Genomic DNA, 14,531 nt, shown 5'->3' on the forward strand with positions numbered 1-14,531 from the left:
CGTTTGTGGGGCTTGGCCACGCATGGCGTGGCTCTACTCTGACACCAGAGCGGTGATTGTGCCGACCGGGTCACGTGCTGGATGCTGATGTTCACGCCGTACCACGCAGTGGCACGGTATGATCATGCCACGCGTCTTCCGCACACGAAGTTTCAATCGCAGCATGCGTAGGACCACCCTGTCCGACGCTGCGCTGTACCGGTCGGTGCGTGAAATGGAAGCGGGTCTGGTGGATGCTGATCTTGGCGGCGGAATCTTCAAGAAGCGCGTTGCGCTGCCGGGGCGAGGAAAGCGTGGGAGCGTTCGAATCATCGTCGCCACACAGCGAGGCGGGCATCGGTTCTTCCTTTTCGGCTACGAGAAGAATGAACGTGCTGCGATCACGAATGCGGAACGGGATGCGCTGCAGTTGTACGCATCGGAGTTTCTGAGAATGAGTACGGCGCAGCTGAATCGTGCCGTGGAGTACGGGGATCTACAGGAGATCGGCCATGACGAAGACCCCTGAGCGACGGCGCGCGAAAAGTGCGCTTCTTGAAGCGGTGCATGATGCTGCTGTGAGTCTGCACGCGCATGGCTTCATCGATAAACGTCGGTTGAGCAGCTACGAAGTGCTTTGCCTTGAGCCGGTCCCTGAGTACAGCAGTACCCAGATCCGTGCCCTGCGTACGTCATTGCAGCTCAGTCAGCCGGTCTTTGCGGGGGTTCTCAATACCAGCGTTTCCACCGTACGCAGCTGGGAGCAGGGCGAAAAGAAACCCAGCGGGCCGTCACTGAAGTTGCTCAACCTGATTGATCGGAAGGGCCTCGAAGCAGTCCTGTAAAGCAAAGGCCCGGCAATGCCGGGCCTTTGCTTTACCGTGGTATTCAATCCGCGCCATGCATGGAAGCGGGGTGTGCCTCACCCCTCGCGTGCGATCGCGCGCCAGCCGATGTCGGTGCGGTGGAACTCGTTGGCCCAGCTCACCCTGGCCACGCCAGCGTAAGCCTTCGCCTGTGCATCGCGCACGCTGTCGCCCAGCGCCGCCACGCACAGCACGCGGCCGCCGGCACTGAGCACCTGGCCCTGTGCATCCAATACCGTGCCGGCATGGAACACCTTGGCACTGGCCGGCACATCATCCAGGCCGGAAATCACGTCACCGGTGATCGGCGACTCCGGATAGGGCCTGGCGGCCAGCACCACGCCCAGCGACGGACGCGCATCCCACTGTGCCTGCACCTGGTCCAGGCGGCCGTCGATGGCTGCTTCCACCAGTTCGACCAGGTCCGACTGCAGGCGCAGCATCACCGGCTGGGTTTCCGGGTCGCCGAAGCGCACGTTGAACTCGATCACCTTCGGTGCGCCGCTGGCGTCGATCATCAGGCCGGCGTAGAGGAAGCCGGTGAACGGGACGCCGTCGGCGATCATGCCCTGCACGGTCGGGTTCACCACCTCGCGCATCACCCGTGCATGCACCTCCGGCGTCACCACCGGCGCCGGCGAATAGGCGCCCATGCCGCCGGTGTTCGGGCCGGTGTCGCCGTCGCCGACGCGCTTGTGGTCCTGCGAGGTGGCCATCGGCAGCGCGTGCACGCCGTCCACCATCGAGATGAAGCTGGCTTCTTCGCCGTCGAGGAATTCCTCGATGACCACGCGTGCGCCGGCATCGCCGAATGCATTGCCCGACAGCATGTCACGCACGGCGTCTTCGGCTTCGGCCAGGGTCATCGCCACGATCACGCCCTTGCCGGCGGCCAGGCCATCGGCCTTGACCACGATCGGTGCGCCCTTCTCGCGGATGTAGGCCAGGGCGGCGTCCACCTCGGTGTGCACGGCGTAGTACGCGGTGGGAATGTTGTGCCGGGCCAGGAAATCCTTGGCGTAGGCCTTGCTGCCTTCCAGCTGCGCGGCGGCGGCGGTCGGCCCGAAGATGCGCAGGCCGGCGGCGCGGAAGCGATCGACCACGCCGGCCACCAGCGGCACTTCCGGGCCGACCACGGTCAGCGCTACGCCTTCAGACTGCGCCAGCGCCAGCAGGCCGTCGATGTCGGTCACCTTCACCGCCACGTTGCGGCACTTGTCCTCGCTGGCGGTGCCGGCGTTGCCGGGCGCTACGATCACTTCGGTGACACGGGAGGACTGGGCCAGCTTCCATGCCAGGGCGTGTTCGCGGCCGCCAGAGCCGATGACAAGTACGTTCATCACGAGATTCCAGATTGCGTGGGAAGGGAAGATCGATATCCCCGGCGGCGCGCGTGGCTCACTCGCAGCCTTCGCGTCGCAGCGACTCGGGGAAGGAATAGGTCCAGGTCTTTGTGTCCAGGGTGAAGCGGTGCTGCTGCCGGAGCCGCTTGCCGCCACAGGTGTTGCCGGTTTCCTCGATCAGCAGCGGCCAGACCCGCGCGCTGCGGTCGCTGTCGTCGAAACGCAGTGCGAAATCGATGCTGAAACGGCGGGTGCGGCAGTCGTTGGCCGTGTCGGGGTCGGTGCTGGCGTCGACCGTGTCGCACTCGTACTGGGCGTCGTTGTCGATATGGCTGCGCACGCTGCCACTGGCCACCAGGCCGTTCGGGCCCGGCAGGATCAGCGACTGCGAAAGCAGCGAGAAGCCCTGCCCGAACCAGCCATCCTCGACACGGAAGCCGTAGAAGTCGCTGCCGGCGCGGATGATGCTGGCGGTACCGGGCTGGCCACCACTGCCGAAGCGCTCGCCGGTCAGTTCGCTGGCCACTTCGAAGCCATCGCCCTGCGGACGCAGCACGAAGAAGTCGATGGTTCCCGGGTCGATGTGCGCGCCTTCGGACAATGCACCGCACACCGCCAGCAGCTGCTGCCAGCTGTCGCCGCTCACCACCGGTTGCTCGGCGCAGACCTGCCAGTCCATTGGGCGGGTCTCGCCGTCCTGGGTCCAGCTGCCGTGCCATTCACCGGAGAGCCTGGCGTTCTTGCCGTAGCGCTGGACCAGGAAGGCCTGCAGTCGTGCGGTGCGGCTGACATGCGCGGTCGGCTCGGCATGGGTCGCCGTGGAGGTCTCCGACGGCGCCGCAGGCACAGGCGCTGCCGTTGGCTTGCAGCCCGCCAGCAAGGCCGCCGCCGCGAGGGCGAGGGCGGCCAGGGATGTCATCGAAACGGTGGACATCCGTGTCGCTCCGGGATCAGTGGCGGAAGTGGCGCACGCCGGTGAACACCATGGCCAGGCCATGTTCGTCGGCGGCGGCGATCACTTCGGCGTCGCGCATCGAACCGCCCGGCTGGATGACCGCCTTGATGCCGGCAGCGGCGGCGGCATCGATGCCGTCGCGGAACGGGAAGAACGCATCGGACGCCATCACCGAGCCCTCGACCACCAGGTTCGCATCGGCGGCCTTGATGCCGGCGATGCGGGCCGAGTACACGCGGCTCATCTGGCCGGCACCGACACCGATGGTGCGGTTGTCCTTGGCATAGACGATCGCGTTGGACTTCACGAACTTGGCCACCTTCCAGGCAAACAGCAGGTCGGTGAACTGCTTGTCGGTCGGTGCCAGCGTGCTGACCACCTTCAGTTCGTCGCGGGTCATGCCGCGGTTGTCCGAGGACTGCAGCAGCAGGCCCGAACCGACACGCTTGCTGTCGAAGTTGTTCAGGCCGTCACCGTGCGGGATGCGCAGCACGCGCACGTTGGCCTTCTTCTGCGCGTACTCCAGCGCGGCCGGCTCGTAGTCCGGAGCGATCAGCACTTCCACGAACTGGCGGTCCAGGATCACCTTGGCGGTGGCGGCGTCCAGCGGCTTGTTGAAGGCGATGATGCCGCCGAAGGCGCTGGTCGGGTCGGTGGCGTAGGCCAGCTCGTAGGCATCGCCGTTGCCGGCACCGACGGCCACGCCGCACGGGTTGGCATGCTTGACGATGACGCAGGCCGGCGCATCGAACTGGCGCACGCATTCCCACGCCGCATCGGCATCGGCCAGGTTGTTGTAGCTCAGCTCCTTGCCCTGCAGCTGCTGGAAGGTGGCCAGCGTGCCCGGCACCGGGTACAGGTCGCGGTAGAACGCGCCGCTCTGGTGCGGGTTCTCACCGTAGCGCAGGTCCATCACCTTCACGAAGGTGGAGTTCATCTGCGCCGGGTACTCGGCGCGCGCCGGCACTGCAGCGTCGGTAGCGGTGACTGCCGACAGGTAGTTGCTGATCGCCGCGTCGTACTGGGCGACGCGGTTGAACGCGGCCACCGAGAAGGCGAAGCGGGTGGCGGCCGTCAGCTGGCCATTGTTGGCGTCCAGCGAGGCCAGCAGCTCGGCGTACTGCGACGGGTCGGTGGCCACTGCCACACGGGCGAAGTTCTTGGCCGCCGAGCGCAGCATGGCCGGGCCGCCGATGTCGATGTTCTCGACCGCGTCGGCCAGGGTGCAGTCGGCCTTGGCGGTGACCGCCTCGAACGGGTACAGGTTCAGCACCAGCAGGTCGATGGCGCCGATGCCGTGCTCGGCCATCACTGCATCATCCAGGCCCGAACGGCCCAGCAGGCCACCGTGCACCATCGGGTGCAGGGTCTTGACCCGGCCGTCCATCATTTCCGGGAAACCGGTGACCTCGGCCACGTCCTTCACGGCCAGGCCCATGTCGCGAATGGCCTTGGCGGTGCCGCCGGTGGACAGCAGCTCCACGCCGCGTGCCGCCAGCGCAGTGGCCAGTTCGGCCAGGCCGGTCTTGTCGGAAACGGAGAGGAGGGCCCGACGGACGGGCAACAGATCAGCAGTCATGGGGACAGGGCAATCGGCAGCGGAGCGGGGCCGATATTGTAGGCGGTGGGGGCCGGTGGCGGGCGCTGGCGCGGAAAATCGACCCGCACCGACGGCCCGGCGGCCGCCTTCAGCACAGCCCGGCCAAGGTCGGTCCGCAAGCAGATCGATGGGGCGCGCTGCTCCAATCGGGTAGGCTGTGCCGGAACTGCCAAGGATCAGCGGGTTCGGATCGTGTCGATCTATGCATTGAAAGGACGTTTTCAGGACCTCCTGCGTCCGGCCGTACGCGGCCTGTACCGCACGGGGATCACCGCCAATGCGGTGACCGTGGCCGCCGCCGTGGTCTCGCTGCTGGTGGCCGGCGCCGTCTGGTGCTGCGCGCCGGCCCAGCCCCTGCTGTACCTGCTGCTGCCGCTGTGGATGCTGCTGCGCATGGCGCTCAACGCCGTGGACGGCATGCTGGCCCGCGAGTTCGGCCAGCAGTCGCGGCTGGGCGCCTATCTGAACGAGCTGTGCGATGTGATCGCCGATGCGGCGCTGTACCTGAGCCTGCTCAGTGTGCCGGGCGTACGCCCGGAGGCGCTGTGGCTGCTGGCCTGGACCGCGGCGCTGAGCGAGTACGCCGGCGTGCTGGGGCTGATGGTGGGGGCCAGCCGCCGCTATGACGGCCCGATGGGCAAGAGCGACCGCGCCTTCGTCATCGGTGGGCTCGGCCTGTTGCTGGCATTCGGCTGGGTCGGTGCGCCGGTGGTCAGCGGCATGGCCTGGGCGATGTCGATCCTGTGCGTGATCACCCTCGGCCGTCGTGTGCGGCAGGGATTGAAGGAATCTGCGGCGACGCCGCAGCGATAACACAACACGCCCAACCAATACGGAGATTGCATGCGCCAGGCGCAGGAACGGGAATTCCACAGCTTCGACCAGGTACCGCTGTTCTACCGGTACTGGGCGGGCACCACCGCTACCCCGGCCACCCGGGCCATTGTGCTGCTGCACCGCGGCCATGAGCACTCCGGGCGTGTCACCCACCTGGTCGATGAGCTGGACCTGCCCGACACCGCCTTCTTCGCCTGGGATGCGCGCGGCAATGGCCGTTCGCCGGGCGCGCGCGGCGATGCACCGGGCTTTCCGGCGCTGGTGCGCGACCTCGACAGCTTCATCGCCCACATCGGCGCCGAGCATGGCATCGCGGTGGAGGACATCGTGGTGATCGCGCAGAGCGTGGGGGCGGTGGTCGCCGCGACCTGGGTGCACGATTACGCCCCACGCCTGCGCGCGCTGGTGATGGCTTCGCCTGCGTTCAAGGTGAAGCTGTACGTACCGTTCGCGCGGCCGGGCCTGGCATTGATGCAGAAGCTGCGTGGCAACTTCTTCGTCAACAGCTACGTCAAGCCGCAGTGGCTGACCCATGATCCGGTGCGGGTGGAAAGCTACCGCACCGATCCGCTGATTACCCGGCCGATCTCGGTGCGCGTGCTGCTGGGCCTGTACGAAGCGGCTGACCGCATCGTCGCCGATGCACAGGCGATCAGTGTGCCGGTGCAGCTGCTGGTGTCCGGCTCGGACTTCGTCGTGCACCGTGGCCCGCAGGACCGCTTCTACGAGCGCCTGTCCAGCCCGGTCAAGGAGCGTGTGCACCTGCCGGGCTTCTTCCACGACACCTTGGGCGAGCGTGATCGGGTGCCGGCGCTGGCGCGCATCCGCAGTTTCATCCAGGCGCGTTTCGCCGAGCCGCTGCGTGAGCTGTCCCGCCGCGATGCGCACCGCCATGGGCCGACCTTCGAGGAATCGGAGATCCTGGCCTGGCCACCGGAGCGCAACAGCCTGGCCGACCTGCGCTGGCGCGTGGTACGCGGCGGCCTGCGTTTCGGCGGCACGCTGTCCGAAGGCATCGCGCTGGGACTGCAGACCGGTTTCGACTCCGGCAGTACGCTCGACTACATCTATCGCGACGAAGCGCGCGGCAAGGGCCCATTGGGTCGCATGGTCGACCGCAATTATCTGGACGCGATCGGCTGGCGCGGCATCCGCATCCGTGGCCAGCACCTGCAGGAACTGCTGCGCGACGCCGCCCAGCGCCTGCGCGGGCAGGGCGTGCCGGTGCGTGTGCTGGACGTGGCCGCCGGCCATGGCCGCTACGTGCTCGAAGCACTGGGCCAGGGTGAACAGCGCGCCGACCGCATCGTGCTGCGTGACTTCAGCGATCTGAACGTGACCCAGGGCCAGGCCCTGATCGAGCGCCTGGGTGCGGCCGACATCGCGCGCTTCGAGCAGGGTGATGCGTTCGATCCGGCGCAGCTGGCGAAGGTCGATCCGGCGCCGACGCTGGCAGTGGTGTCGGGCCTGTACGAACTGTTCCCCGACAACGACGCCGTGCTGCGCTCGCTGCAGGGCATTGCCGCAACGGTTCCGGTGGGTGGCTACCTGGCCTATACCGGCCAGCCCTGGCACCCGCAGCTGGAATTCATCGCCCGCGCGCTGACCAGCCATCGGGGGGGCGCAGCGTGGGTGATGCGCCGCCGTACCCAGCAGGAAATGGATGAGCTGGTGCGCCTGGCAGGGTTCGAAAAAGTGGCGCAGCGTATCGATGAGTTCGGCATCTTCACCGTGTCGCTGGCTCGCCGGACCGCGTGATGGCGACGCTTGTCGCAACTCCGCTGGCAGAGCAGGGGCGCCCCTGGCGGCGCGCCCTGCTGTGGCTGGCCCTGCTGGGCCCGTTCTTCTTCGCCAGCTATGGCTTTGCCAACTGGATGGCCGGCCGCCACGCCACGCTGCCGGTGATGGCGTTCGCATGGGAGGTACGCATCCCGTTCGTGCCGTGGACGATCGTGCCGTACTGGTCGATCGACCTGTTCTACGCGATCTCGTTCTTCCTGTGCCGGCAACGGCTGGAACTGGACCGGCACGCATTGCGGCTGTTCAGTGCCCAGCTGATCGCGGTGAGCTGCTTCCTGTTGTGGCCGCTGCGCTTCAGCTTCGAGCGGCCGGAGATCGATGGTGTGTTCGGCTGGCTGTTCGATGTGCTGCTGGGCTTCGACAAGCCGTTCAACCAGGCGCCATCGCTGCACATCGTGCTGCTGATCGTGCTGTGGGTGAAATTCGCGCAGTACCTGCACGGTGCCTGGCGCTGGGTGCTGCATGCGTGGGCGCTGCTGATCGGTGTCTCGGTGCTGACCACGTTCCAGCATCATTTCATCGATATCCCGACCGGGCTGCTGGCCGGCTGGCTGTGCGTCTGGCTGTGGCCAGAGCAGGGCACGCCGCCATTGCGCGCCTGGCGCACTGCGGATGACGCCAGGCGCTGGCGGCTGGCGGCGCTGTACCTGCTCGGGGCGGCGATGCTGCTGGTGCCGGTGTTCCTGCTGCGCGGTGTGGCGCTGTGGTTGCTGTGGCCGCTGGTGTCGTTGCTGCTGGTAGCGCTGGCCTATGCCGGGCTGGGTAAGGCGGTGTTCCAGAAGCGCGCCGATGGACGCCTGACGATGGCCGCGCGCTGGCTGCTGGCGCCGTACCTGGGCGCGGCCTGGATCAATTCGCGGCTGTGGACGCGACGTGCACCGCAGCCGGTCCCCGTGATGGACGGCGTGTGGCTGGGACGTATTCCCTGCACCGTGTTGCCGGCACCGCTGGTGGCCGTCGTCGATACCTGCGCCGAGCTGTCCTGCCGTGCGCCGGGCGCCGCATATGCCAGCGTACCGATGCTGGACCTGGTGGTGCCCACGCCGGAACAGTTGTGCGAGGCGGCCGAGGCCATCGAGCGGCTGCGGACGCAGGGGCCTTTGCTGGTGTGCTGCGCATTGGGTCGTTCGCGCAGCGCCGCCAGCCTGGCGACGTGGCTGCTGCGCAGTGGTCGTGCCACCGATGTCGACGCGGCGGTCGCGATCGTGCGTGCCGCACGCCCCGGCATCGTGCTGGGCCAGGCACATCTGCGTGCCATCGAGGCGGCGAAGGAAGGCCTCGCATGAGCGCGGTTCCCGACCTTGCGACCATGCAGCTGCTGCTGCGCCAGGGGCGTTGGCCAGCGCTGCTGTCGCTGGGGCTGCTGCTGGTGGCGTTGCTGCTGCTTGGCATCGAACCCGGGCTGGCGATGATCGCCGCTGGCCTGTTGCTGCTCAGTCTTGCCGCGGGGCTCGTGCAGGCCTACCACGCGTGGCGGGTAGGCCTGGATGCCAGCCTGCTGCAGCTGTTGCGCGATGAAGGGCTGGACGGCGAAGCCGCTGCGCACCGTACCGACCAGCTGCTGCACGACAGTGGCCTGCGCCGTACGCGGCCCGACGCGCCGCTGCGCGGCTGGGACGTGCGCTGGGCCGGCATGCGCCGCCTGCTGCTGCGCCAGTACCTGCTGACGGCAGTGCAGGCCGCACTACTGGTTCTGGCCGTGTTGTGGCCGCAGACGTGAACGGGAGGGACCGATGTTCGCCGAACTGATTGCCCGCGCCTGCAGTGGCGCGATCCATGTGGTGACCGGCGCCCGCGCGCTGTGGATCGGCTGTGCGCCGTCCAGCGAGCGCCGCGTGTACTACGGCAACCACGCCAGCCATGGTGACTTCGTGCTGATCTGGTCGTCGATGCCACCGGCTTTGCGACGCCAGGTGCGCCCGGTTGCCGCAGCCGAATACTGGCAGCGCGACGGCCTGCGCCGCTACCTGATCGATGCGGTGTTCAACGGCGTCCTGGTCGAGCGCGAGGCAGGCCATCGCCAGCAGGACCCGTTGCAGGCGCTGCGTGATGCGGTGGACGAAGACTGCTCGCTGATCCTGTTCCCGGAAGGCACGCGCAATGTGGGCGACGAGCCGCTGCTGCCGTTCAAGAGCGGCATCTACCACCTGGCGCGGCAACGGCCGGAGCTGGAGTTCGTGCCGGTGTGGATCGACAACCTGAAGCGGGTGATGCCGAAGGGCCGGTTCCTGCCGCTGCCGCTGCTGTGCACGGCCACCTTCGGCACGCCGCTGCGGCTGCAGGCCGACGAGGACAAGGCCGCGTTCCTGGCCCGCAGCCGGCAGGCGCTGCTGGACCTGGCGCCGAATGGAGGGCGCGCATGAGCTATCTGATGGACGTGTCCGGTGACCTGGCCGCGCGCAGCGTGGGCCAGCAGACCGGCCTGTTGTTCGCCGGCGTGGGCGCAGTGCTGGTACTGGCCACGCTGGTGGCGGAGACCCTGCGCTGGCGCCAGCGCGGCCGGCCCAGTGCGGTGATCGCCAATCTGGTGTCGCGCATCCGCGCCTGGTGGGTGATGGCGATCGTGGTCGGGCTGGCGTTGTTCTTCGGCCGTGCCGGGGTGATCGTGCTGTTCGCGATCATCTCGCTGTTCGCGCTGCGCGAGTTCATTACCCTGGCACCGACGCGCTCGGGCGACTACTACGCGCTGCTGGCCGCGTTCTACATCGTACTGCCGTGGCAGTACTACCTGGTGTGGATCGACTGGTACGGCATGTACACACTGCTGATCCCGGTCTATGCATTCTTGTTCCTGCCGATCCTGTCGACCATCGGCGGTGACACCACGCACTACCTGGAGCGGACGGCGAAGGTGCAGTGGGGGCTGATGATCTGCGTGTTCTGCATTTCGCATGTACCGCTGCTGCTGAACCTGCATGTGCCCGGCCATGATCCTTCGCGCAACGTGTTGCTGTTCGCCTTCCTGGTGATCGTGGTGCAGTCCTCGGACGTGCTGCAGTACATCTGGGGCAAGCTGCTCGGCAAGCACCTGATCGCGCCGAAGCTGTCGCCCTCGAAGACGGTGGAGGGCTTCGTGGGTGGCGTGCTGAGTGCCAGCGCGCTGGGTGCGGCGCTGTGGTGGATCACCCCGTTCACGCCGCTGCAGGCATTCGGCCTGTCGCTGCTGATCAACCTGATGGGGTTCTGGGGGGGGCTGGTGATGTCGGCGATCAAGCGCGACCGCGGCATCAAGGACTGGGGCCACATGATCGAGGGCCATGGCGGCATGCTCGACCGGCTCGATTCAGTGTGCTTCGCCGCGCCGGTGTTCTTCCATGTGGTGCGGTATTACTGGAAGGCGGGCGGGGGCGGGTGACCGCACCGGGTGTCATCCACGCATGGCGTGGATCTACCGGGCGGGGGGCGGGTGATTGCACCAGGGGCATCCACGCATGGCGTGGATCTACCGGTCCTGCCATTGTTCATGGGTTTGCCGGCCAGCGGCCGGCACTACCCGTGCGCGCTTACGCGCTGATGCCGTATTCCTTCAGCTTCTTGCGCAGGGTGGCGCGGTGGATGCCCAGCATCGCCGCGGCGCGGCTCTGGTTGCCTTCGCAGTGGTTGAGCACTTCCACGAACAACGGGATTTCCATCTCGCGCAGCACGATCTCGTAGACATCGTCCGCGTCGCAGCCATCAAGGTCACGCAGGTAGCGGCGCACGGACTGGGCGACGTGTTCACGCAGCGGTGGCCGGGGAGCGCCACGACTGTTGTCAGGACGAGAGAGGACAGCGTTCAAGGGGGTTCCCGATTCGGTTGGCCCGTGCGCGCGGAGCGCGCGGCCGGACAAGGTGGTGGCGGCCAGTCTAGCGCGAGCGTGCCCGACCTGCCACGGCTGGTGCCTCTACCTTGGTCAGAGGAAGTCGAAGGTGAATGCGACGGTGGATGCGGCGGGCTCCTGCACGCGGAACGCGATGCGTGCACTCTGGCCCGGTTCCAGCAGGGCCGCGCCGGGGTTCTCGCCGAGGTACTGCGCGGGTGCGAACACGCCGCTGCCGATCACCCGGCCATCGGCATCGGACAGCGACAGGCGCAGGTCCGGCCAGGCCTGTGCCCAGCGCGCATCGTTGCGGATGCTGGCCTGCACCTGCAGCACGCCGGCCTGGCCTGGCAGGGGCCGGATCTCGCGGCTGGTCATGGTGAACGCGGCCGGCTCGTGCCAGGCCGGCAGGCTGCAGCGCAGTACGCCGCACAGTGCCCCCAGCCAGGCGCGGTTGCCGGCGTCGGCGGCCAGTCGTGCACGATCGGCCAGCACGCTCTGCAGGACCAGCAGCAGTGCCAGCCCGGCGACCAGCACCCAGTGCCAGCGCGGCGTCGGCAGCGCGCGTGGCCGCGTGGTGCCCAGGAAACTCGGCGCATCGCCGGCCACGGCCTGCGGGGCCGGGGTGGCAACGACGGGTTCGATCCCGGCCGCTCCGTCGAGGATGACGATGTCATCGCTCTGTCGCGTTTCCTCCATCGGCGGCATGTCCGTGGCCAGCGGGTCGCGGGTTTCCGCTGCCGGGATGTCACGCATCGCCGGGTCGGGCGTGTGCGCATCGGTCGCAGGTGCAGCTTCGCCTTCCGGCGCGGGGCGCAGGAAGGTGGCCAAAGGGCGGCGCGGCGGGTTCGGCTCGGACATGCTCAGGGTGCGGGCTCGGATCCAGCGGTCATTCAATCACGATCAGGCGCGGCGCACGCCGGTGATACGCATCCAGTCACCATCCTGGGTGGCCTGCAGATCGTCGAACCACGCGGCATAGCGCTGCAGCAGTTCGCCTTCCTGGCCATGCAGGATGCCCGACAGGGCGATGCGGCCGCCGGTGGCGACGCGCGCGGCCAGCAGCTCGGCCAGTGCATCCAGCGCCGAGGCGAGGATGTTGGCAACCACGACCGGATAGGTGGCGACCGGTTCGTCCTGTGGCAGGTATACGTGCATGCGGGCCTGCTCGCCATTGCGTTCGGCATTGTCGGCGGTGGCGACCAGCGCCTGCGGGTCGTTGTCCACGCCGATGGCGTCGGCGGCACCCAGCTTCAGCGCTGCCAGCGCGAGGATGCCCGAGCCGCAGCCGAAGTCGAGCACGCGCTGGCCCTGCAGCTGGCCGTCCACGGCCAGCTGGTCCAGCCAGCGCAGGCACAGTGCGGTGGTCGGGTGGGTGCCCGAGCCGAACGCCAGGCCCGGGTCCAGCCGCACCACGGCGGCATCGGCGGCCTGCGCGGCGTCCGGCAGTTCATGGTTCCACGGCACGATCCAGGTACGGCTGCCGAAATCCATCGGCTGGAACTGGTCCAGCCAGGCGCGTTCCCAGTCCTCGTCCTCGACCGCGCGGAAGCTGCCGCCGCTCCAGTCCAGTTCCGGGTCGAACGATTCCAGTGCGGCCAGCAGCAACAGCGCATTGCTGTCGGCGGGGAACAGTGCGCTCAGCACCAGGGTGTCCCACAGGGGGGTTTCACCTACGCCGGGTTCAAGGATGGCCTGTTCGTTGCTGGTGTCAGCTTCGGCATCGAGCAGGGTCACGGCCAGTGCGCCAACGTCCTCCAGCGCATTTTCATAGCGGGGCTGGGTGGCTTCGGTGCAGCGCAGGGTCAGTTCCAGGAACGGCATGGCGGTGGGGACAGTCGCGGGAAAGGGGGCCATGCTAGACCATCGGGGCGTCTCCGTATTGCCTGAGATGCCACCCCGAGATGAACGGGGGTAGTTCAGACAGGCCTCTCCGGCCTTGCTAAACTCGGCGCTTTCCTGTGCGCCGTGATCGCTTACCGCCGCCGATGGCCTTCGCTCCGACCCTGAAAACCTGGTTGCTCGTGCTGCCGGCGGTGGCCGTGCTGGGCGTGGCCGGGTATCGGGCCAGCGGCCACGCTGCGGGCGTGGCATCGCCGTCGCCGGACCTGCCGACCGCCGTGGCCAGCCGCGACAGCGGAGCGCCGCTGCCGGTGGTACCAGAAGCGCTGGCGCGGCGGCTGGCCGCCTTCGAGCGCGGCAACATGCTGCCGTCGGGCCTGCCGCTGGACCTCCGTGCCGACATCGAAGACGCCAGCGATCTGTATGCCTACGCCCAGCGCCTGCGCGTGCAGGCCGATTCCGGAAACCATGAGGCGCGCTGGATGCTCAGCCGCGTCTATGACTATTGCGCGCAGTACGCACTTGATCCGGGCGGCTACCGCCTGGACAACAACGTACTGAGCGGGCTGGGCTTGACCGCAGCGCCGGCGATGATCGAGGCACGCGAGCGCGTGGCGCAGCGGTGTGGCGGTTTCGTGCCGGGTGACAAGCTGGGCGCGGCGCTGGTGCTGGCCGAACGCCGCAAGGCGGCCGCGCAGGGCAACCTTGCCGCAGAAGCATCGCTGTTCGCCGAGGGTGAGCCGTTGCATGACAGTGCCGAGTACCGCCGTGACCTGGTCGAGCGCGTGCGCACCTCGCGTGATCCGGAGGCCTATATGGCCATCGCGCCGGGCATGGGCGTGCGTGCAGCCGGTGACAGCGCGCTCGATGGCCTGGTGGCGGGCGAACAGCTCAGTGAACTTGCATGGCGGCTTGCGGCCTGCGAACTCGGTCTACCGTGTGGAGCGGACAGCGTGCTGGTCAACAGTTTGTGTGCGAACGGAGGGATCTGTTCGCAGGATGGAGCGCAGGATTTCCGGGATTTCGTGTATGACGCTGCGGTATCGCGGCAAGGTGCTGGGAAAATGAAGGAATGGATCAAGCGATTGGTTGGAAAGAGGGACGGCCGATGAATTACCGTCGATTCCTGCATGGGGCCAAGTTCTGGTTCTGGGTGGCGCTGTTCGTGGCCTACTCGGCCGGTGCGGTCGGCCTGCTGATGATCGATACCTACGAGGATCGCTACCGGCATCTGTCGAAGGTGGAACTGACCACGGTGAAGGCGCAGGAGGACGTGCGCCGCGCCGGTGCCAGCCAGGTCGCTGCGGTCTATCGCGCGCAGAGTGGCATGCCGTTCGCTTCACTGCCGGCCGGCAGCACCTTCCAGGTGGTGTGGCCGGATGGTTCCACCGAAACCATGGTGATCGTCGATCCAACCTCGCCCAATGGCGTGCGGCCGCTGGCCAACTCGCAGATTCCGGCGACGGCGGCGGACGCGCGCTGAGCCGGTTCCGGTAGAGCCGAGCCTGC

Annotated in this window: 16 protein-coding genes; 10 read left to right on the top strand and 6 right to left on the bottom strand. The window is 67.8% G+C overall.

What is annotated here, in order from left to right:
- The first annotated feature begins 124 nt into the window (after window positions 1-124).
- Window positions 125-508, top strand: a complete 384-nt coding sequence (locus B9Y64_RS20240; RefSeq protein WP_428993247.1) for a type II toxin-antitoxin system RelE/ParE family toxin — start codon at window positions 125-127, stop codon at window positions 506-508.
- Window positions 492-824, top strand: coding sequence for a helix-turn-helix domain-containing protein (locus tag B9Y64_RS20245; protein WP_100442175.1), 333 nt, complete (start codon window positions 492-494; stop codon window positions 822-824). The genes B9Y64_RS20240 and B9Y64_RS20245 overlap by 17 nt, the downstream gene beginning before the upstream one ends.
- 77 nt (window positions 825-901) lie before the next feature.
- On the opposite strand, the gene purD is transcribed toward B9Y64_RS20245, so the two are convergent.
- The 3 genes from purD to purH are packed head-to-tail and all read right to left on the bottom strand — an operon-like array spanning window position 902 to window position 4,722.
- Window positions 902-2,185, bottom strand: a complete 1,284-nt coding sequence (gene purD / locus B9Y64_RS20250; RefSeq protein ID WP_100442176.1) for a phosphoribosylamine--glycine ligase — start codon at window positions 2,183-2,185, stop codon at window positions 902-904.
- A 58-nt stretch (window positions 2,186-2,243) separates the two neighbouring features.
- A complete protein-coding gene (locus B9Y64_RS20255) occupies window positions 2,244-3,122 on the bottom strand; it encodes a hypothetical protein (RefSeq protein ID WP_100442177.1) in 879 nt (292 codons plus the stop codon).
- A gap of 16 nt (window positions 3,123-3,138) precedes the next feature.
- Window positions 3,139-4,722, bottom strand: a complete 1,584-nt coding sequence (purH, locus tag B9Y64_RS20260; RefSeq protein WP_100442178.1) for a bifunctional phosphoribosylaminoimidazolecarboxamide formyltransferase/IMP cyclohydrolase — start codon at window positions 4,720-4,722, stop codon at window positions 3,139-3,141.
- 213 nt (window positions 4,723-4,935) lie between these two features.
- On the opposite strand from purH, the gene B9Y64_RS20265 reads away from it, so the two are divergent.
- The 6 genes from B9Y64_RS20265 to B9Y64_RS20290 are packed head-to-tail and all read left to right on the top strand — an operon-like array spanning window position 4,936 to window position 10,735.
- Complete coding sequence (locus B9Y64_RS20265; RefSeq protein ID WP_100442179.1) at window positions 4,936-5,556, top strand: CDP-alcohol phosphatidyltransferase family protein; 621 nt, start codon at window positions 4,936-4,938, stop codon at window positions 5,554-5,556.
- Between the two features lie 30 nt (window positions 5,557-5,586).
- Window positions 5,587-7,338: a bifunctional alpha/beta hydrolase/class I SAM-dependent methyltransferase gene (locus B9Y64_RS20270; protein ID WP_100442180.1), complete on the top strand. Its 1,752-nt coding sequence runs from the start codon at window positions 5,587-5,589 to the stop codon at window positions 7,336-7,338.
- Window positions 7,338-8,666, top strand: a complete 1,329-nt coding sequence (locus B9Y64_RS20275) for a phosphatase PAP2/dual specificity phosphatase family protein (RefSeq protein WP_100442181.1) — start codon at window positions 7,338-7,340, stop codon at window positions 8,664-8,666. Before B9Y64_RS20270 ends, B9Y64_RS20275 begins: the two co-directional genes overlap by 1 nt.
- The gene (locus B9Y64_RS20280) at window positions 8,663-9,100 is read left to right on the top strand and encodes a hypothetical protein (RefSeq protein WP_100442182.1); all 438 of its coding nucleotides are present in this window, start codon (window positions 8,663-8,665) and stop codon (window positions 9,098-9,100) included. The genes B9Y64_RS20275 and B9Y64_RS20280 overlap by 4 nt, the downstream gene beginning before the upstream one ends.
- A 13-nt stretch (window positions 9,101-9,113) precedes the next feature.
- Window positions 9,114-9,743: a lysophospholipid acyltransferase family protein gene (locus B9Y64_RS20285; protein ID WP_005411260.1), complete on the top strand. Its 630-nt coding sequence runs from the start codon at window positions 9,114-9,116 to the stop codon at window positions 9,741-9,743.
- Entirely contained in the window at window positions 9,740-10,735 is a 996-nt protein-coding gene (locus B9Y64_RS20290) for a phosphatidate cytidylyltransferase (RefSeq protein WP_049446524.1), read from the top strand. The genes B9Y64_RS20285 and B9Y64_RS20290 overlap by 4 nt, the downstream gene beginning before the upstream one ends.
- A gap of 148 nt (window positions 10,736-10,883) precedes the next feature.
- Here the strand turns inward: B9Y64_RS20290 and fis are convergent, their stop codons facing one another.
- The 3 genes from fis to prmA all read right to left on the bottom strand — a co-directional run bounded on the left by fis (window position 10,884) and on the right by prmA (window position 13,004).
- Complete coding sequence (fis, locus tag B9Y64_RS20295) at window positions 10,884-11,159, bottom strand: DNA-binding transcriptional regulator Fis (protein WP_005419706.1); 276 nt, start codon at window positions 11,157-11,159, stop codon at window positions 10,884-10,886.
- 114 nt (window positions 11,160-11,273) lie between these two features.
- Window positions 11,274-12,041 (bottom strand): DUF3426 domain-containing protein, encoded by a 768-nt coding sequence (locus tag B9Y64_RS20300; RefSeq protein ID WP_100442183.1) that lies wholly within the window; start codon window positions 12,039-12,041, stop codon window positions 11,274-11,276.
- Between the two features lie 42 nt (window positions 12,042-12,083).
- Window positions 12,084-13,004: a 50S ribosomal protein L11 methyltransferase gene (prmA, locus tag B9Y64_RS20305; RefSeq protein ID WP_100442184.1), complete on the bottom strand. Its 921-nt coding sequence runs from the start codon at window positions 13,002-13,004 to the stop codon at window positions 12,084-12,086.
- 164 nt (window positions 13,005-13,168) lie between these two features.
- Here prmA and B9Y64_RS20310 point away from each other — a divergent pair, with 164 nt between their 5' ends.
- Together B9Y64_RS20310 and B9Y64_RS20315 are read left to right on the top strand one after the other, a co-directional pair.
- Entirely contained in the window at window positions 13,169-14,134 is a 966-nt protein-coding gene (locus B9Y64_RS20310) for a hypothetical protein (RefSeq protein WP_100442185.1), read from the top strand.
- Window positions 14,131-14,505, top strand: coding sequence for a hypothetical protein (locus B9Y64_RS20315; protein WP_014038687.1), 375 nt, complete (start codon window positions 14,131-14,133; stop codon window positions 14,503-14,505). Before B9Y64_RS20310 ends, B9Y64_RS20315 begins: the two co-directional genes overlap by 4 nt.
- The last annotated feature ends 26 nt before the right edge of the window (window positions 14,506-14,531 follow it).

It is taken from the genome of Stenotrophomonas maltophilia (genome assembly GCF_002799245.1).
In the GTDB taxonomy this organism is placed as follows: Bacteria; Pseudomonadota; Gammaproteobacteria; order Xanthomonadales; family Xanthomonadaceae; genus Stenotrophomonas; species Stenotrophomonas maltophilia_S.

Excerpts from the sequence above, each read along its gene's own strand:
- B9Y64_RS20285 (WP_005411260.1), top strand. The coding sequence starts at position 9,114 with ATGTTCGCCGAACTGATTGCCCGCGCCTGCAGTGGCGCGATCCATGTG.
- B9Y64_RS20245 (WP_100442175.1), top strand. The coding sequence starts at position 492 with ATGACGAAGACCCCTGAGCGACGGCGCGCGAAAAGTGCGCTTCTTGAA.
- B9Y64_RS20300 (WP_100442183.1), bottom strand. The coding sequence starts at position 12,041 with ATGTCCGAGCCGAACCCGCCGCGCCGCCCTTTGGCCACCTTCCTGCGC.
- purH (WP_100442178.1), bottom strand. The coding sequence starts at position 4,722 with ATGACTGCTGATCTGTTGCCCGTCCGTCGGGCCCTCCTCTCCGTTTCC.
- B9Y64_RS20310 (WP_100442185.1), top strand. The coding sequence starts at position 13,169 with ATGGCCTTCGCTCCGACCCTGAAAACCTGGTTGCTCGTGCTGCCGGCG.
- prmA (WP_100442184.1), bottom strand. The coding sequence starts at position 13,004 with ATGCCGTTCCTGGAACTGACCCTGCGCTGCACCGAAGCCACCCAGCCC.
- B9Y64_RS20270 (WP_100442180.1), top strand. The coding sequence starts at position 5,587 with ATGCGCCAGGCGCAGGAACGGGAATTCCACAGCTTCGACCAGGTACCG.
- B9Y64_RS20255 (WP_100442177.1), bottom strand. The coding sequence starts at position 3,122 with ATGTCCACCGTTTCGATGACATCCCTGGCCGCCCTCGCCCTCGCGGCG.
- purD (WP_100442176.1), bottom strand. The coding sequence starts at position 2,185 with ATGAACGTACTTGTCATCGGCTCTGGCGGCCGCGAACACGCCCTGGCA.
- B9Y64_RS20280 (WP_100442182.1), top strand. The coding sequence starts at position 8,663 with ATGAGCGCGGTTCCCGACCTTGCGACCATGCAGCTGCTGCTGCGCCAG.
- B9Y64_RS20290 (WP_049446524.1), top strand. The coding sequence starts at position 9,740 with ATGAGCTATCTGATGGACGTGTCCGGTGACCTGGCCGCGCGCAGCGTG.
- B9Y64_RS20240 (WP_428993247.1), top strand. The coding sequence starts at position 125 with ATGCCACGCGTCTTCCGCACACGAAGTTTCAATCGCAGCATGCGTAGG.
- B9Y64_RS20275 (WP_100442181.1), top strand. The coding sequence starts at position 7,338 with ATGGCGACGCTTGTCGCAACTCCGCTGGCAGAGCAGGGGCGCCCCTGG.
- B9Y64_RS20315 (WP_014038687.1), top strand. The coding sequence starts at position 14,131 with ATGAATTACCGTCGATTCCTGCATGGGGCCAAGTTCTGGTTCTGGGTG.